Raw genomic sequence first — 16,590 nt, forward strand, 5'->3', positions numbered from 1 at the left:
CGGGAGGCGCCATGGACACCGTGCATGACGACAGCGCTTTGCAGGCGCGCCCCATCGACCGTTGGTTCGACAGTTATTCCGGCGACCACCGCAACACCATCAACCAACGCATCCACGTGATCGCCGTGCCGGCGATCCTGTGGAGCGTGATCGCGCTGCTGTGGTGCATCCCGGTTCCGCCGGGCGGCTGGTTCCGCCCCGGCATCTTCGCGGGCCTGGCGATGGTGGCCGCGGCGATGTTCTACCTGAAGGCCTCGCGGATGCTGGGGCTGTGGATGGTCGCGGTGTTCGTCGTCATGGGCGCGGTGACGTGGTGGCTGTATGCCGCCTTCGGTGCGCGCACGGTGTTGTCGCTGGCGATCGGCGTGTTCGTCGTCGCCTGGATCGCACAGTTCATCGGCCACAAGTTCGAAGGGCGCAAGCCCAGCTTCCTCACCGATCTCACCTACCTGCTGATCGGTCCCGCCTGGGTGGTCGCCAAGGGCCTGCGCAAGCTGGGCATCGCGTGGTAAACGGCGCGCAGGGCGGCGGCCTGCGCGGCCGCGATCTCGCGCTCGTGCTCGTGATCTGCGTTGCATGGGCCTGCAACTTCCTGACCTCCGCCTTCGCGCTGCGCGAGATTCCGCCGTTCCTGTTCACCGCGGTGCGACTGTCGATCCTCGCGCTCGCGCTCGTCTGGTTCGTGAAGGCACCGCCGGCCGGACAGTGGCCGCGACTGATCGCGGTGGCGCTGTGCAACGGCGTGCTGCATTTCGGATTGAGTTTCTGGTCCTTGCACTTGGCCGGCGATCTCGCCTCGCCTGCGATCGCGATGCAGAGTTACGTGCCCATGGCGGCCCTGCTCGCGTGGTGGTTGCTCGGCGAACGTTTTGGTTGGCGCACGGGCCTGGCGATCGCGATCAGCTTCGCGGGCGTGCTGGTGCTCGGCTTCGATCCGATCGTGCTCGATTCGCCGATCTCGCTCGTGCTGATGCTGGTGTCCGCGGTGTTCCTGGCGATCGGCACCGTGCTCATGCGCGGGCTGAGCGGCGTCAACATGATCAGCCAGCAAGGCTGGACGGCGATCATCAGCGTGGTGCCGCTGCTGTTGCTGAGCACCGTGTTCGAACCGGGCAACTGGCATGCGCTGCGCGAGGCCACGTGGATCGGCTGGGGCGGCGCGGTGTATTCCGCGGTGTTCGCCTCGATGCTCGGGCACGGCTTGTATTACGTGCTCGTGCAGCGCCATCCGGTCGCGCAGGTGACGCCGTGGCTATTGCTCGCGCCGATGCTCGCGGTCGTGCTCGGCCTGGTGTTCTGGGGCGACCATCCGGGCCCGCGCCTGTGGATCGGCGGCGCGATGGTGCTCGGCGGCGTGCTGATCATCGCGCTGCGCGCGCTGGCGAAGATGCGGCCCTTGCAGGTGCCGGAAGAGATCTGACGGGTCAGCGGCCCGTGCGGAGGTCGCGCAGCAATCCGTTGAGCCAGGTCGCGCTGTCCATCTCGCGGCCATCGGCCAGGCGCACGCGATAGGGCTTGCCGCTCATCGAGGATCGGGAACCGAGCACGTCGATGAACTGTTCCGGCGTGCGCACCTTGGCGCCCGCGGCCTCGCGCTTGCGCTGCAGGTGCGCGGCGGCTTCGGTCGCGGTGTATTCGCTGCCGTTGCGGATGAAGACGACGCCCTTTGCGTGGGCGACGCGATCGATCAGGGCATCGATCTCCGCGGCGGGCGTGCGCGCGCTGGTCGCAGCGGGTTGGGCGGCGTGCGACGCGAACGGCAGGCCGGCGAGGAGTGCGGCAATCAGGATGAAGGTGCGCATGCGGGGAGTCTGCGGGCGCGTGTTCAACGCTGCATGAACATCGCCGCGGTCGGACGGAAGGCGCGGGGCGCGTAGCCGAAATCCTGTTGCGCGGGCGCGAGGTCGAACACCAGGTCGCTGCGCATGCGGGCGACGGCGGCATCGCCGAAACCGCCGATGCGCCCCATCGCGTGGGCGCCGAGCAGGGCGAGGCCGAACAGGGGGCCGGGAACTTCGTACAAGGTCGGGGGCGGATCGAGGACCGCGAGCACGCGTTGCACCATGTCGCGGTAGGCGAGGCGTTCGCCCCCCGGCAAGGCATAGGCCTTCCCACCCGCGGCCGGCGCATCGCACGCGGCGAAGGCGGCCTGCGCGAGGTCGGCGACATGCACGGGCTGGCGCAGCCCCTTCGCACCGCGCGGCAGCACGAAGCGACCCCAGCGATGCGCGAGCGATGCGATGCGCGTGAGCGTGTGGTCGCGGCCGACGCCGTACACGAGCGTGGGGCGCAGCATCGTGGCCTGCGCGCCGACCGACGCAGCGCGATCGAACACGCGGCGCTCGCCCTCGCGCAGCCGTTCGGCGACTTCGCGTTCCTTCGGATCCGACGATCCGCGCTTCACGTCGATGCTCGTCGATCCGAAAGCCACCACGCGCGGGCATTCGATCGCGGCCCGCGCATACCACTGCGCGAATGCGTCCAGCGGCCCGCAACTGAAGATCGTATCGACCTCGCGCGGCGCGCCATCGAACGCAGGCAGGCTGCCTTCCAGCCAATGCAGGCCCGGGCGATCGCGCTGCGCGTGTCGCGACACGGCGGTGACGCGCCAGCCATCCGCTTCCAGCAGATCGATCAGCGGCTCGCCGATCTGTCCGGTCGCGCCGAAGACGAGGGCATGCCGCACCTCAGGGCTCCGCGCGCTCGGGCAGCACGGCGCGCAACCACGCGATGCCGAGCACGGCCGAGATGACCGAAGCGACGAAGATGCCGAGCACGGCTTCCTCGTAGCGCACCGCGTCCACGTAGGCCAGCGAACCGATGAACAGGCTCATCGTGAAGCCGATGCCGCACAACAGGCCCAGGCCGAGCATCGCGCGCACGTCCATGCCGCGCGGGAACGGCGCCCAACCCAGCGCGCGCAAGGCGAGCGCGGCGCCGACGATGCCGATCGGCTTGCCCACCAGCAGGCCGAGCGCGATGCCCAACGGCAACTTGTCGAACGCCTGCGAGACTTCCAGGTCGCCGAATTCGAGCCCGGCATTGAAGAACGCGAACACCGGCAGGATCGCGAAGGCGACCCACGGATGCAGCGCGTGCTCCAGCGTTTCCAGCGGCGAGTGCTCGGTGGCATCGTCGATCTTGTTGCGCTTGTCGACATGCGGAATGAGCAGGCCGGTGGCGACGCCGGCCAGCGTGGCGTGCACGCCGGATTTCAGCACGCACACCCACAGCACCGCGCCGATCGCCAGGTAGGGCACCAGCGATTTCACACCCAGGCGGTTCATCGCGAACATCGACACGATTGCCGCCACCGCGAGCGAGAGCGCCCACACCGACAGGCCATGCGAATAGAAGACCGCGATGATCACGATCGCGATCAGGTCGTCGACCACCGCGATCGTCGACAGCAACAGCTTCATCCCGATCGGCACGCGCGAGCCAAGCAGGGCGAGCACGCCCAGTGCGAACGCGATGTCGGTGGCCGTCGGCACGGCCCAGCCGCGCATGGCCGAGGAGTCTTCGCTGTTGAGCGCATAGAAGATCAGCGCCGGCACGGCGACGCCCGCCACGGCGCACACCATCGGCATGATGACCTGCGCGCGCCCGGCGAGTTGCCCGCCCACCATTTCGCGCTTGATCTCCAGCGCGACGAGCAGGAAGAAGATCGCCATCAGGCCGTCGTTGACCCACAACAGCAAGGGCTTGGCGATGCCCACGTTGCCCGCGCTGACTTCCACTGGCAGGTCGAGCAGCGCGTGGTAGGTCTCGCGCCAGGGCGAATTGACGAAGAGCAGCGCGACCACGGCCGCGACGATCAGGACGATGCCGCCCGCCGCCTCGTAGCGGAAGAATTCGGCGAACGCGCGCATGGCGCGTGCGAGGACGGGCGCGGGGACGTTCGATGCGGTCATGCGCGGGAGTCTAACCGCGACCCGACGCGATCAAAGCGACCTCGCTACCAGCACGAACGCAAGCCATGCCGCGTAGGCAACGACCAGGATGCCGCCTTCCAGCTTGCTGATGCGCAGGTCGCCGCGCAGCATCGGATACAGCGCGAGTGCGAAGACCACGGCCGCGGGCATTTCGAAGGCGACGAAGGACGCAGGCAGGGGCAAGGGACGAAACGCCGCCATGCCGCCGAGCACGAGCGTCAGGTTGCACAGGCTCGATCCGATCACGTGGCCGACGACCAGTTCACCCTGCCCGCGCCGCGCCGCGAGTACCGCCGCCGCGATTTCCGGCAGCGCCGTGCCGATGGCGACCGGCACCAGGCCCGTGAGGAGCGGTCCCATGCCGAGCGAGGCGCCGACTGCAGGCGCGCTGGACACGATCCACTTCGCGCCGTAGCAAAGCACGATCGCCGCGATGACGAATCGCGCGATGTTCATGCCGAGTCCGCCGCGCGTCTCGGAGTATTCGTCGAGCACCTTGCGCACTTCGTCGCTGTCGCTGCGCGAACGCGCGAAGGCGAAGGCCACGACGGCGACGAACGCGAGCAACAGCAGCATGCCGTCCATGCGCGACAGCACGCCGTCGTAGCCCAGCCCGATCGTCGCGATGCCGAGCACGATGAAACAGACGAGCAGCGGCGACAGCGCGCGCCAGCGCACGACCAGCGGCGCGGTGAGCGCGGCCAGGCCGAGGGTCAGGCCGAAGTTGACGAGGTTGCTGCCGACCGCGTTGCCCAGCGCCAGCGACTGCGCGCCGACGAAGGCCGCGCGTGCATTGACGACGAGTTCGGGAATGGAGGTCGCGAAGGCGACGAGGACCAGGCCGGTGGCGAACGGCGACAGCCCGTAGTGCTTCGCGAGCCCGTTGGCTCCCTTCACCACCGAATCGCCGCCCAGCATCAGGAACGCGAGGCCGAGCACGAAAAAACCCCAGACTTCGAACATCGGCATCCCTCCGGTGGACAAGGCGGTGCGAGTCTAACGTCAGGAACAACCTTCCACGTAATCCACCTGCGGAGGCACGCCGACGCGCCAGGCGGTCGCCTTCCCCTGCGCGTCGAGCTCGAACAGGATCACGCCCGGCCCGCCCTGCGGATCCATCGCGCGCAGGTTGAGCGCGCCTTCGACGTACTTGTGCTTCTGCTCGGTGATCGCCGGGTACAGGCGATGCAGCTCGGCCTTGTCCATGCCCACGCGACCACCGCCGGGCGCGGCGATCTCGGGAACGCGCACGTCGATGCGCCCGAGCTTCGATGTTTCCATCATGAAGGCGATGCGATATCCGCTTTCCGTGCGTGGCTGCGGGAAGAGGTAGTAGCAGCCGTTCGGTTCGGTCTGCGCGCCTTCCAGATCCCTGCCCCACGCCTGGCGGACCTGTTCTTCGCTCGCGCCCCAGGGCGCGGGGCCGAAGCCATTGAAGGTGATCGCGCCTTCGGCGGGCATGGGGCCGGTCGCGGGCGGCGCCACGGTGGTGGCTGCGGGCGCCGCGGTGGTGACGGCCGGGGGCGCGATGACCGTGGCGGCCGTGGGTGCGGCAGCGGTCGACGACGCAGGCGTCGTTGCGCTCGGGGCTTCGCGCCCCGTGCAGGCGGTGCAGGCGATGGCGAGGCTGGTCGTCAGCAGCAGGGCGCGCATTCGAATCTCCTTGGTCGAATGCGCGGAGCCTACAGGGCGCGTGTCAACGCGGCGCCACGAAGTGCTTCTTCAGACCGGTCCAGCAGTGCTGGTAGTCGCGCTGGCGGTGCGCAGCGTCCATGGCCTGTTGCGTCGGGCGGATCACCGCGCGCGTCTCGAACATGAAGGCCATCGTGTCCTTGATGACGTCGGGCTTGGCGAGGTCGGCGTTCGATGCTTTTTCGAACGTCGCCGCATCCGGCCCGTGGCCGCTCATGCTGTTGTGCAGCGAAGCGCCGCCCGGTGCGAACCCTTCTGCCTTCGCGTCGTACACGCCCGTCACCAGGCCCATGAATTCGCTCGCGACGTTGCGGTGGAACCACGGCGGGCGGAAGGTGTCCTGCGCGACGAGCCAGCGCGGCGGGAACACGACGAAATCCAGGTTCGCCGTGCCGGGCGTATCGCTCGGCGAGGTGAGCACGGTGAAGATCGACGGATCGGGATGGTCGTAGCTGATCGAGCCGATCGTGTTGAATCGGCGCAGGTCGTATTTGCACGGCGCGTAGTTGCCGTGCCAGGCCACGACGTCGAGCGGCGAATGGCCGATCGATGCGCGCCACAGGTGGCCCTGGAACTTGGCGATCAGTTCGAATTCGCCTTCGCGGTCTTCGAAGGCCGCGTTCGGCGTCATGAAGTCGCGTGGATTGGCCAGGCCGTTGCTGCCGATCGGACCGAGGTCCGGCAGGCGCACCAGCGCACCGAAGTTTTCGCACACATAACCGCGCGCTTCGCCATCGGGCAAGGCAACGCGGAAGCGGATGCCGCGCGGAATGAGCGCGATTTCCTGCGGCTCGATGTCCAGCACGCCGAGCTCGGTTTCGATGTGCAGGCGGCCCTGCTGCGGGACGATCAGCAGCTCCGCATCGGCGTCGTAGAAGTAACGATCGGCCATGTCGCGGTTGGCCGCGTACAGGTGGATGCCGACGCCATGCTGGCTCGCGGCCGAGCCATTGCCGGCCATCGTGAAGAGGCCTTCGATGAAGTCCGCCGACGCCGACGGCATCGGCAGCGGGCTCCAGCGCAACTGATCGGGGGACACCGGGCCATCGCCGAAATCATTGTGGAAGCGAGGCTGGACGAACGCTTCGAACGTTCCGTGCATCGCCGCCGGACGCATGCGATACAACCAGCTGCGGCGGTTCTCGCGACGCGGCGCGGTGAACGCCGTGCCGCTGACCTGTTCGGCATACAAGCCATGCGCCACCTTCTGCGGCGAGTTGCGCCCGACGGGCAAGGCGCCCGCGACCGCTTCGGTGGCGAACTCGTTGGCGAAGCCCGTCTGGTAACCGGTCGATTGCATCCTCGTCCCCTTCGAGTGCGTTCTTACAGCACGCCGCGGCGCATCTGGTCGCGTTCGATGCTCTCGAACAACGCCTGGAAGTTGCCTTCGCCGAAGCCTTCGTTGCCCTTGCGCTGGATGATCTCGAAGAAGATCGGGCCGATGGCGTTCTGCGTGAAGATCTGCAGCAGCTTGCGCTGCTTGGTTTCCGGGTCGGCGTCGATCAGGATCTTGTTTCGCGCCAGGCGCGGCACGTCTTCGCCGTGGTTCGGAACGCGCTGGTCGATCACGTCGAAATAGGTTTCGGGCGTGTCGAGGAATTCGACGCCCTGCGCGCGCATCGCTTCCACGGTGTCGTAGATGTTGTCCGTGAAGCACGCGATGTGCTGGATGCCCTCGCCCTTGTAGGCGTCGAGGTATTCGTTGATCTGCGACTTCGGATCGCTGGATTCGTTGAGCGGGATGCGCACGACGCCATCCGGCGCGGTCATCGCCTTGGACACCAGGCCGGTCTTCGCGCCCTTGATGTCGAAGTAGCGAATCTCGCGGAAGTTGAACAGGCGCTCGTAGTAATCCGACCACTTCTGCATGTTGCCGAAGAAGAGGTTGTGCGTGAGGTGGTCGATGAAGGTCAGGCCGAAGCCCTTCGGGTTTTGGTCCGCGCCCTGCACCGGCAGGAAGTCTTCGTACATCGAGCCCTTGTCGCCGTACTTGTCGACCAGGTACAGCATGCAATCGCCGATGCCCTTCACCACCGGCGCGTCGACGGCCTTGGACTGCGGCTTGTGCGAAATCGCTTCGCCGCCGTTGCCAAGCACGACCTTGCAGACTTCATCGGCCGGCTTCTTGAAGCGGATCGCGAAGCCGCAGGCGCTCGGGCCGTGCGCGGCCGCGAAATCGGCGGCGAAGGAATCGGGATCCTCGTTCACGAGGAAGTTGACGCCGCCCTGGCGGTACACCGTGATCGGGCGGGTCTTGTGGCGCAGCACGGCGGTGAACCCCATGCGGCGGAAGTAGTCGTGCAGCATGTCGCCCTGGCCCTGCGGCGCGGCGAACTCGACGAACTCGAACCCGTCGATCCCCATCGGGTTCTCGAAGGTGGTGACCTGCATGCCGAGGTTGGGCTGGGCGTTCATGGCATTGTTCCGGCTGAACTGAAAGGTGGCATCCTACACCCCCATAGTTTCAGATGAAACCATGAGCGCTGAACCGACCAAAACCAGCGTCCCACCCAGCCCGGAGGACCACGCCGAGCTCGACCTCGACCGGTTCCTGCCCTACCGGCTGAGCGTCCTGTCCAACCGCATCAGCCAGGCGATCGCCCGGCTTTACCAGGCGCGCTTCGGCTTCGGCATCACCGAGTGGCGGGTGATCGCGGTGCTCGGGCGTTACCCCGAGTTGAGCGCGAATGCGGTGGCCGAACGCACGGCGATGGACAAGGTGGCGGTGAGTCGTGCGGTGGCGCATTTGCTCGAGCGCGGGTTGCTGACGCGCGAGATGCACGGCGACGATCGCCGCCGTTCGGTGCTCACGTTGAGCGAGGCGGGCATTCGTATCTACGACGAGATCGTGCCACTCGCATTGGGCCGCGAGCGCAAGTTGCTCGCGACGCTGGATGCGGAGGAGCGTCGGCAGCTGGAGCGGATCCTGGAAAAACTCGCGAACGAAGGTTTGCCCGCGATGCTCGAATGACGCCGTTTTAAAAGCGTCATCGGCTCCGGGGAGGCCGGACCGACCCGCCCTCGGTTATCGCGCCTGTCGGAGCGCCTTCAAGCCGCATCCATGCAACCGGAGCTCCGCCCGGGTGGCCATCCATGGCCGCCCTGCAGTCGCGACAACCGAGTGCGTGCCGGTCCTCCACCGCGATTTGCGAGTGCGCTGCGTTAGATGCTTTTCACCGAAGCCGCAGAAGGTGAACTGCGGTGGAGGCCTGGCACACGCTCGATGGGCATGACTGCAGCCCCGCCATGGATGGCGAGGCGGGCGGAGCTCCGGTTGCATGGATGCGGCTTGGAGGCGCTCCGACAGGCGTGCCCATCGAGCGGGTGACAGGCCGTCCTTCCGAAGCCGAGGCTTTTGCTCTCCGCTACCACCGCCCCAAAACGTTCAACTCAGCCCCGGTGTAGATCACCTGGTATGCAAGCAAGCCGACTGCGAGCACCTGCTGGACGCGCCTGCTTTCCGAACGCATGCCGACGATCACGCCGACCGTCGTCGTCGTGAACCAGATCAGATACAAGGGACGAAACGCCCATGCACTGCTCTTCACCCAGGAATCGAGGATGTCCAGCACGTTGGCGACGATGATCATCGAGAAGAACCAACGCCTGTCGGCCATGAACCACGCGTAGGAATCGTCGAGGTCCTTCATGCCGCGCGGCACGAGGATCACCGCGAGCAGGAACAGCACCATCGCGTACACCAGGACGAACAGGTACAGCCCGTACGTCCAGGTCGTGCCGAGCTCGTCGAATTTGAACTCCCACCACCAGAACGACACGATCCACACGAGCACGTAAGCGGCCCACGAGAGGAAGACCACTTCCAGGTGGATCGGTTTGCCATGCCCGCGCAGCCGGTTCACCGCGACGCCGAGCGCAGCGAGGATGTGCCCGATCGCCAGGCCGACCACGATCGACACCGGCGCCATCACGTAGTCGAACTGGTTGTTCACCGCTGCCCCCGCGCAGGTCACTGCCGGGGGAACGTGATGCTCAGGCTTTCTCGGCCAACACCTTCGTTGCCGCGTTGCGCCCGGCCGCACCGCTGATGCCTGCGCCGCCATGCACGCCGTTGCCGCACAGGTACAGGCCATCGATCGGCGTGGCGTGGTTCGACCAGCCCGGCAACGGGCGCATGAAGAACATCTGGTCGAGGATCAGCTGGCCGTGGTTGAGGTCGCCTTCGGTCAGCGCGTACTCGCGTTCCAGGTCCACCGGCGTGAGCGTGCGGACTTCGCGGATCGAGGACTTCAGCGAAGGGAACTGCTCCGCCAGCGTTTCGATCGCGATGCGTTCGACTTCCGCGTGCGCGTCGTTCCAGTTGGTGCCGCGCAGTTTGTACGGCGCAGACTGCATGTGGATCGAAACGACGTCGCCTGCGGTCGTGACTTCCAGGTAGGGCTTCTGCGCGAGCTCGCCGTACTTCGCCGCGTCGAACGCGCGCTCCAGGTACTTGAGCGTCGGCGCCAATGCGAGCGTGCCCGCCGGAATGCCATGACTTCCGTCCGTGCGCAGGTGCACCTTCGCCAGCGAGCCGCGCATCTTGATCGACTGCACGTGCCAGACGAATTCGGTCGGCAGTTCGGGCGCGCCGACGAGCTTCAGCAGCGTGTTGCGCGGATCGGCGGCGGAAAACACGTTCGCCGCGCGGATCTCTTCACCGTTCTCGAGTTGCACGCCCGCCGCGCGCGAACGCTCGACGAGGATGCGCTTCACGCCCGTGGCCGTGCGCAGCTCGCCGCCGTTCGCCTTGAGCGCCGCAACCAGCGCGTTGGCGATCTGCGCGCTGCCGCCCGCGCGATGCGCCAGGCCGCCGCGGTTGAGCCAGTTGTGCATCAGCGTGTAGCCGGTGCCCGCCGACATCGAACCAAGCGTGAAGCCATGGATGCCGACCGCGGCGATGGCGGCCTTCAGTTCCTCGGATTCGAACCACTCTTCGGTGAACTCCACCGTCGACATCGACATCATGCGGATGACGCGGAACATGTCCTTGCCACCGAGGCGACGCAGGGTCCATGCGAGCTTCGCCAACGGCCAGCCCTCGGCCAGCGTGACGTGCGGCAGGCGCGGCATCGGCGTGCGATACGCAGCGTCGAGGAACGCGGCGGCGCGGTCCATGAAGGCGACGAACTCGGGCCAGCGCTGAGCGTCGTTGGCGGAGAACTGACGAATGGATTCGCGCGTGGCGGCTTCGTTCGCCGTGTCGAGCACGAGGCGGCGGCCATCGGGCAGCAGCGAGACGTAAGGCGCGGGCTTGCCGGTCGCGAGCCCGTGCTTCGCCAGGTCTAGGTCGCGCACGATGTCCGGGCGCAACTGTCCACCGGCATGCAGCGGATCGAAGGCGGCGCCGTCGAACGCTTCACCTGCGAGCTGTCCGCCCGCGCGATCGCGCCGTTCGAGCACCAGCACCTTCCTGCCGGCCTTCGCGAGGTAGTTCGCAGCGACCAGGCCGTTGTGGCCCGCGCCGACGATGATCGTGTCGTACTGCTTGTTCGCGCTCATCGTTTACTTCCAATCCTTGAGGACTTCCTGTGCGGCCAGCTTGCCGGCCGCGCCCATGACGCCACCGCCCGGATGCGCGCCGGACGCGCCGAAGTAGTAACCCGGCAGCGGCGTGCGGAAATCGGCCCATTGCGGCGCCGGGCGCAGGAAGAACAATTGGTGCAGCAGCAATTCGCCGTGGAAAATGTTGCCGCCCGTGATGCCGGCGATCATCTCGATGTCCTTCGGCGTGATCACCTGCTTGCCGACGATGGCGCGGCGGATGTTCGGCGCATAGCGCTCGATGGTGGAGATCACCGTCTCGCCGAAGGCATCGCGCTTGGCATCGTCCCAACCGCCTTCGATGTCGTAGGGCGCGTACTGCACGAAGCACGACATCACGTGGTGGCCCGGAGGCGCCATGTCGCGGTCGATCATCGAGGGGATGATCATGTCGATATAAGGGTTCTTCGCGAACTGGCCGTACTTCGCTTCATCGTAGGCGCGTTCGATGTATTCCATGCTCGGGCTGATCGAGATCGCACCGCGATGCAACGGGCCTTCGCCCGGCAGGCAGGTGAAGTCCGGCAGCTCGCTGAGCGCGATGTTGACCTTGCCGGACGAGCCGCGCACACGGAAGTTCTTGATCTGCTCGACGAACTCGCCGGGCAGGTGCTTCTGCTCGACGAACTGCAGGAAGCTGCGCTTCGGGTCGGCGGCGGAGATGACGACCTTCGCCTGCAGCTCATCGCCGTTGGCCAGCGCCACGCCCGCGGCGCGGCCGCCCTTGACGATGACCTGCTGCACGGAGGCATTGGTGCGGATCTCGACGCCGAGCGCACGCGCGGAACTCGCGATCGCCTGCGTCACGCCGCCGTTGCCGTTCTTGCAGAAACCCCAGGCGCGGAACGCGCCGTCGATCTCACCCATGTAATGGTGCAGCAGCACGTAGGCCGTGCCCGGCGAATTCGGACCGAGGAAGGTGCCGATGATGCCGCTCGCCGACTTGGTGCCCTTGAGCGGATCGAATTCGAACCAGTCGTTAAGCAGGTCCGCCGCCGACTGCGTGAGCAGCTTGGCGATCTGGTACAGCTCCTTTTCCGACAGGCTCTTCGCGTACTGGCCGACCTTGAGCATGCGCAGCATGTCGCGCGGGCTCATCGACGAGGGATCCGGCGGTACCAGGCCGAGGATCGGTTTGATCGCCTTCGCGGCGCGCGCCATCACGCGGCCGTATTCGTCGCTCGCTTCGGCATCGCGCGGCGAGTGGCGATACAGCTCCTGACGCGTCAGGTCATGGTCGTCCCATGCGGCGAGGTAATCACCGTTGTCCATCGGCGTGACCGTGCTCGGCAGCGGCAGGATCTTCAAGCCGTGCCGCGGCAGTTCGAGGTCGCGGATGATCTCCGGACGCAGCAGGCTGACGACGTAGGAGAACTGGCTGAAGCGATAGCCGGGGAACGGTTCGGCCGTGACCGCGGCGCCGCCGACGACTTCGCGGCGTTCGAGTACGCAGACCTTCTTGCCCGCGCGTGCGAGGTAGGCCGCTGCGATCAGACCGTTGTGGCCGGCGCCGATGACGATGGCGTCGTATTGGTTGCTGCTCATTTCTTCTTCCACTCCGGCTCATAGAACGGCAGCTTCACGACCTTGCCAGGCGCCTGCAGGCGCTTGTGCTCGACGGTGACTTCCATCGTCAGCGCCGTGCCGGGTTCGTAATACGGTTTCTGCAAATGCACCAGCGCGATGTAGGTCTTCAGCACCGGCGACCACGTGCTGGTCGATGCATAACCGACCTGCGTTTCACCCTGCTTCACCGGCAGGCTGCCGCGCACCGCCATCGCGGGAATCTGCGGCGGCAAACCGACCTTCGCGAACAGCGGCTCCATGCCTGCCCAATCGACTTCGAAGCCCATGAGCTTCCACGCCGAACCCGCCTTCTGTTCGCGCTCCAGCGCGCGGCGGCCGACGAAGTAACCGGGCTTGTCCAGATGCACGGCCCAATCCAGGCCCATCTCCAGCGGCGAGGATTTCTGGCCTTCGATCCACGCGTGGTTGGCCGCGGTGTAGTCGACGTCGATCATGAACAGACCAGCCTCGACGCGCGCCATGTCCATCGCGAGGATGCCGCAGGGCACGATGCCGTAGTCGCGGCCCGCTTCCATCAGCGCATCCCACACCGCCAATGCGTCGGCGACTTCCATCCAGATTTCGAAGCCGAGGTCGCCGGTGTAACCGGTGCGCGAGATCGTCACTTTCTTCCCGGCGAGCGTGTTCTCCATCACCCGGAAGTACTTCAGCTTGTCGAGCGTCTTGCCGCACACCTTGTTGAGCACGGTGCGCGCTTTCGGGCCCTGCAGGCTCAGCGCGCCCATCTTCTCGGTGACTTCGGTGATCGACACGTCCATGCCGACCGCGTTCATCGACAGCCAGCGCAACGAGGGCTCGGCCGACGTGAGCCGGAATGTCTGCTCGCCCAGGCGCGAGATCGTGCCGTCGTCGAGCAGCTTGCCTTCGTCGTCGCACCAACCGGTGTAACCGACCTGGCCGACGGCCATCTTGCCGATGTCGCGCGGCGTGAGCTTGTCGAGCAGGCGCGCGGCGTCGGGGCCTTCGATCATGTACTTCATCAAGGGCGAGACATCGATCAGCGCGACCGCGTCGCGAATCGCCCAGTACTCGCGTTCGACATGCAGGTCGTAGGAGCCGACCACGATGTGGCCGGCCCAGCGCCGCCAGTTCTGCGGCAGGCTGAGCTTCGACGTGCGCTCGTGGAAGGGCGTGTGTTTGAGCTGGAACATCGGGTTTTTGATTCCGGAATGGATCAGGGGTGTTCCGACATTTCGCAGGAACTGGTGCGGTGCGCGCGCACGGTGGGCGGCACCACGGTGAAATCGCCGGACAGCGCGTGCAGGTACCAATCGACGAAACGCTTGGGCGTGTCCTCGAATTCGGGATGTTGGGGGCCCGGCTCGAAGAAGCGCGAATTCACGCCCGCGGCATTGAGCGTCATGATCCGCTTGTCTTCCAGCGTGGTGACGTGCCACAGCCACACCAGCTTCTCGCGGTCGTAGTCGACGCCTTCCACCGCATCGCCGTTGACGAACCAAACGATCTCCATGTCCGTCTTGTCCTTCCCGAAGGGGACGTAGCGGAACAGGATGCAGTGGTCCGGGTAGTTGAGCATGTAGGTCAGCGGGCCGAGCTGGTAGTCGCCCGCGCCGCCGTCGTAACCCTTGAACTCGCCCATCAGCGGCGCGACCGGCGTGCCGTCGCGGCTGCCCGTCACGTAGCCGTCGAACAAGGCATAGCGGCTCGTGTAGACGCAGGACCCGAAGCCCGGCGCCTCGCGGAACATGCGATACAGCGCTTTTTCGATGTCGTGCACGCCGGTCTCGCGCTCGGCGCGTTCCCACATCGCACGGTTGATCGGCGCGACGACCGCTTCGCGTTCCTTGAAGGTGTGGAGCTTCGAGTACGCACGATGCGCGGTGTCGCAGTGGTAGCACTCGAGGTAGTTGCCCAGCGCGATCTTCCAGTTCGCGTCGACCGAATAGGTCTCGCGGTGCGCGATCTTCGCGTTCTCCAGGCGATACGGGCCAAGCTGCGCGTCGAGCTGCGCCAGCGCGACGTTGTAGTCGTAGGCGTCCGGATCGAAGTTGATGAAGATCAGGCCGAAGCGCACGGCCACGCGCGCCTGCTTCAGCCCGTGGTCTTCCTTGCGGAATTCCGGCATCGCATCCATGTGGCGCGCTGCGCGCAGGCTGCCGTCGGTGCCGTACACCCAACCGTGGTACGGGCAGACGAAGGTCTTGCAGCTGCCCTGTCGTTCTTCGCATACACGCGAACCGCGGTGGCGGCAGGAATTGATCAGCGCGCGGATCTCGCCATCGTTGCCGCGCGCGACGATCACCGACTCCTCGCCGATCTCGTACAGGAAGTAATCGCCCGGATTCGGGACCTGGCTGACATGCCCCGCCCACAACCAGCTCTTGAAGAACAGGTTGTCGAGCTCCTGCTGGTACACCACCGAGGAGCGGTAGAAGTACTGCATGAGGCCGGCGTCGCGGTCGCGCATCTGCACGGCCACCGCTTCGCCCATGCGGGCGTGGTTGTCTTCGCTGTCGGCGACGAAAGTGTTCATATCTTCAGGATTTTAAGCCACTGCGGCTTCGCGGCGGCGACGCAGGAGCATGAGCACGTAGAGCGGAAGGCCCGCCGCCGCGAGCACCAGGCCCAGCATGAAGGGCTCGTGGCCCAGGCCGACGAAGGCGAAGGTCGCGTAGCCGGCGCCCAGCAGCGCGATCGGCAACATCCCGCGCACGCCGGCCTTGTCGCCGCGATGCCACAGCACCGCCAGGGCGAGCGAGCAGCACAGGTACAGGGGCAGGTTCGCCGCCGTCACCACCTTGGTGAGGAAGGTGAAGCCCTCCACCAGCGACTTGCTGTAACTCATCAGGACCATGCCGGTGCCGAGCACACCGGTGACCAAAAGCGCGATCGCAGGGGCGCCGCGGCCGTTGTTGCGCGCCAGCACCTTCGGCATCACGCCGTTGACCGCCATCGTGCGCGTGAGCTCGCCGACCAGCAGCGTCCACCCGTTGAGCGCGCCGAGGCCGCTCACGACCACGAACAGCGCGAGCCAGCGCCCGACGCCCGCACCCGCGAAGCGGTCCATCACCATCGCGAACGGCGCCGTGGCGCTGGCGAGTTCTTCCTGCGGGATCAGCATCATCGGGACGGTCGACACGATGATGTAGACCACGGCGGTGAGCACCGTACCGGCGACCGTCGCGCGCGGAATGGTGCGTGCGGGGTCATGGACGCGCGAGGCCGGCACGGTGGCCGACTCCAGGCCGAGCATCGCGAACAAGGCGATCGTCGAGGCGGTGACGATATCGCCCAGGTGCACGGGCGCGGTCGGCGGATGCGCGGTGTAGACCGCCGGCTGCGTGAGCAGCAACCAGATGCCGAGCAACGCGACGGCCACCATCGGCACGAGCTTGAGCGCGGTGGTCACCACCTGCACGCGGCCGCCGGTGCGCACGCCGAACAGGTTGACGATGACGAAAAACCACAGCAGCGCCAGCGCGACCAACGCCGGCGACATCGTCGCCACGGCGGGAAACACCGAGCCGAGGTAACCGACCACGCCGGTGGCGATCGCCGCGTTGGTGATCCACAGCGACACCCAGTAACACCAGATCGACAGGAACGCGGGGATGTCGCCGAGCGTCGCGCGGATGTAACCGTAAGGCCCGTCGGACTGCGGCATCTCGCGCGCCAGGCGCGCGAAGACCCGCGCGAGCGCCACGCAACCGAGCACCGTGACCAGCCACCCGATCGTGGCATTGAACCCGTAGGGCGCCAGCGATGCCGGCAGGAGGAAGATGCCGATGCCGATCGTGTTGCCCACCACCAGCGCCGTGCACATCCAGAAGCCGAGCTTGCGCTGGCCGTTGTCGATCTCACTGCTCATTGC

16 protein-coding genes are annotated in these 16,590 nt (G+C 66.6%); 3 read left to right on the forward strand and 13 right to left on the reverse strand.

What is annotated here, in order from left to right; translation table 11 throughout:
- Positions 1–11: 11 nt before the first annotated feature.
- Positions 12–512, forward strand: a complete 501-nt coding sequence (locus LVB87_RS02755; protein ID WP_232899389.1) for an Mpo1-like protein — start codon at positions 12–14, stop codon at positions 510–512.
- A complete protein-coding gene (locus tag LVB87_RS02760) occupies positions 506–1,420 on the forward strand; it encodes a DMT family transporter (RefSeq protein ID WP_232899390.1) in 915 nt (304 codons plus the stop codon). Before LVB87_RS02755 ends, LVB87_RS02760 begins: the two co-directional genes overlap by 7 nt.
- Positions 1,421–1,424: 4 nt before the next feature.
- Here LVB87_RS02760 and LVB87_RS02765 read toward each other — a convergent pair whose 3' ends face one another.
- Genes LVB87_RS02765 through hppD form a run of 7 tightly spaced genes read right to left on the reverse strand, consistent with a single transcriptional unit; the run spans position 1,425 to position 8,042 of the window.
- Positions 1,425–1,802, reverse strand: a complete 378-nt coding sequence (locus LVB87_RS02765; RefSeq protein ID WP_232899391.1) for a DUF5329 domain-containing protein — start codon at positions 1,800–1,802, stop codon at positions 1,425–1,427.
- 23 nt (positions 1,803–1,825) lie between these two features.
- Positions 1,826–2,686 (reverse strand): NAD-dependent epimerase/dehydratase family protein, encoded by an 861-nt coding sequence (locus LVB87_RS02770; RefSeq protein ID WP_232899392.1) that lies wholly within the window; start codon positions 2,684–2,686, stop codon positions 1,826–1,828.
- A gap of 1 nt (position 2,687) precedes the next feature.
- Positions 2,688–3,914, reverse strand: coding sequence for a Na+/H+ antiporter NhaA (gene nhaA, locus LVB87_RS02775; protein WP_232899393.1), 1,227 nt, complete (start codon positions 3,912–3,914; stop codon positions 2,688–2,690).
- Positions 3,915–3,944: 30 nt separating this feature from the next.
- The gene (locus tag LVB87_RS02780; protein WP_232899394.1) at positions 3,945–4,898 is read right to left on the reverse strand and encodes a sodium:calcium antiporter; all 954 of its coding nucleotides are present in this window, start codon (positions 4,896–4,898) and stop codon (positions 3,945–3,947) included.
- A gap of 39 nt (positions 4,899–4,937) precedes the next feature.
- On the reverse strand, positions 4,938–5,588 hold the full coding sequence (locus LVB87_RS02785) for a hypothetical protein (RefSeq protein WP_232899395.1): 651 nt from the start codon (positions 5,586–5,588) through the stop codon (positions 4,938–4,940).
- A gap of 43 nt (positions 5,589–5,631) precedes the next feature.
- On the reverse strand, positions 5,632–6,927 hold the full coding sequence (hmgA, locus tag LVB87_RS02790; protein WP_232899396.1) for a homogentisate 1,2-dioxygenase: 1,296 nt from the start codon (positions 6,925–6,927) through the stop codon (positions 5,632–5,634).
- Between the two features lie 23 nt (positions 6,928–6,950).
- Positions 6,951–8,042, reverse strand: coding sequence for a 4-hydroxyphenylpyruvate dioxygenase (gene hppD, locus LVB87_RS02795; RefSeq protein WP_232899397.1), 1,092 nt, complete (start codon positions 8,040–8,042; stop codon positions 6,951–6,953).
- Positions 8,043–8,103: 61 nt separating this feature from the next.
- Here hppD and LVB87_RS02800 point away from each other — a divergent pair, with 61 nt between their 5' ends.
- Positions 8,104–8,598 (forward strand): MarR family winged helix-turn-helix transcriptional regulator, encoded by a 495-nt coding sequence (locus LVB87_RS02800; protein WP_232899398.1) that lies wholly within the window; start codon positions 8,104–8,106, stop codon positions 8,596–8,598.
- Positions 8,599–8,992: 394 nt separating this feature from the next.
- Here LVB87_RS02800 and LVB87_RS02805 read toward each other — a convergent pair whose 3' ends face one another.
- From LVB87_RS02805 to LVB87_RS02830, 6 genes are read right to left on the reverse strand one after another with little or no spacing between them, the layout of a single operon-like run.
- Complete coding sequence (locus LVB87_RS02805; RefSeq protein ID WP_232899399.1) at positions 8,993–9,580, reverse strand: hypothetical protein; 588 nt, start codon at positions 9,578–9,580, stop codon at positions 8,993–8,995.
- A 40-nt stretch (positions 9,581–9,620) separates the two neighbouring features.
- Positions 9,621–11,129: an NAD(P)/FAD-dependent oxidoreductase gene (locus tag LVB87_RS02810; RefSeq protein WP_232899400.1), complete on the reverse strand. Its 1,509-nt coding sequence runs from the start codon at positions 11,127–11,129 to the stop codon at positions 9,621–9,623.
- A 3-nt stretch (positions 11,130–11,132) separates the two neighbouring features.
- Positions 11,133–12,716 (reverse strand): NAD(P)/FAD-dependent oxidoreductase, encoded by a 1,584-nt coding sequence (locus LVB87_RS02815; protein ID WP_232899401.1) that lies wholly within the window; start codon positions 12,714–12,716, stop codon positions 11,133–11,135.
- Positions 12,713–13,909, reverse strand: a complete 1,197-nt coding sequence (locus LVB87_RS02820) for an aminomethyltransferase family protein (RefSeq protein ID WP_232899402.1) — start codon at positions 13,907–13,909, stop codon at positions 12,713–12,715. Before LVB87_RS02820 ends, LVB87_RS02815 begins: the two co-directional genes overlap by 4 nt.
- Positions 13,910–13,932: 23 nt before the next feature.
- The gene (locus tag LVB87_RS02825) at positions 13,933–15,252 is read right to left on the reverse strand and encodes an aromatic ring-hydroxylating dioxygenase subunit alpha (protein ID WP_232899403.1); all 1,320 of its coding nucleotides are present in this window, start codon (positions 15,250–15,252) and stop codon (positions 13,933–13,935) included.
- 12 nt (positions 15,253–15,264) lie between these two features.
- Complete coding sequence (locus tag LVB87_RS02830) at positions 15,265–16,587, reverse strand: amino acid permease (protein WP_232899404.1); 1,323 nt, start codon at positions 16,585–16,587, stop codon at positions 15,265–15,267.
- Positions 16,588–16,590 lie beyond the last annotated feature (3 nt).

This window comes from Lysobacter sp. KIS68-7, assembly GCF_021284745.1.
In the GTDB taxonomy this organism is placed as follows: domain Bacteria; phylum Pseudomonadota; class Gammaproteobacteria; order Xanthomonadales; family Xanthomonadaceae; genus Noviluteimonas.

What these genes read in the sequence shown, in the direction of transcription:
- nhaA (WP_232899393.1), bottom strand. Translation starts at nt 3,914, where the DNA reads ATGACCGCATCGAACGTCCCCGCGCCCGTCCTCGCACGCGCCATGCGC.
- LVB87_RS02830 (WP_232899404.1), bottom strand. Translation starts at nt 16,587, where the DNA reads ATGAGCAGTGAGATCGACAACGGCCAGCGCAAGCTCGGCTTCTGGATG.
- LVB87_RS02785 (WP_232899395.1), bottom strand. Translation starts at nt 5,588, where the DNA reads ATGCGCGCCCTGCTGCTGACGACCAGCCTCGCCATCGCCTGCACCGCC.
- LVB87_RS02765 (WP_232899391.1), bottom strand. Translation starts at nt 1,802, where the DNA reads ATGCGCACCTTCATCCTGATTGCCGCACTCCTCGCCGGCCTGCCGTTC.
- hppD (WP_232899397.1), bottom strand. Translation starts at nt 8,042, where the DNA reads ATGAACGCCCAGCCCAACCTCGGCATGCAGGTCACCACCTTCGAGAAC.
- LVB87_RS02825 (WP_232899403.1), bottom strand. Translation starts at nt 15,252, where the DNA reads ATGAACACTTTCGTCGCCGACAGCGAAGACAACCACGCCCGCATGGGC.
- LVB87_RS02780 (WP_232899394.1), bottom strand. Translation starts at nt 4,898, where the DNA reads ATGTTCGAAGTCTGGGGTTTTTTCGTGCTCGGCCTCGCGTTCCTGATG.
- LVB87_RS02820 (WP_232899402.1), bottom strand. Translation starts at nt 13,909, where the DNA reads ATGTTCCAGCTCAAACACACGCCCTTCCACGAGCGCACGTCGAAGCTC.
- LVB87_RS02815 (WP_232899401.1), bottom strand. Translation starts at nt 12,716, where the DNA reads ATGAGCAGCAACCAATACGACGCCATCGTCATCGGCGCCGGCCACAAC.
- LVB87_RS02755 (WP_232899389.1), top strand. Translation starts at nt 12, where the DNA reads ATGGACACCGTGCATGACGACAGCGCTTTGCAGGCGCGCCCCATCGAC.
- hmgA (WP_232899396.1), bottom strand. Translation starts at nt 6,927, where the DNA reads ATGCAATCGACCGGTTACCAGACGGGCTTCGCCAACGAGTTCGCCACC.
- LVB87_RS02800 (WP_232899398.1), top strand. Translation starts at nt 8,104, where the DNA reads ATGAGCGCTGAACCGACCAAAACCAGCGTCCCACCCAGCCCGGAGGAC.
- LVB87_RS02810 (WP_232899400.1), bottom strand. Translation starts at nt 11,129, where the DNA reads ATGAGCGCGAACAAGCAGTACGACACGATCATCGTCGGCGCGGGCCAC.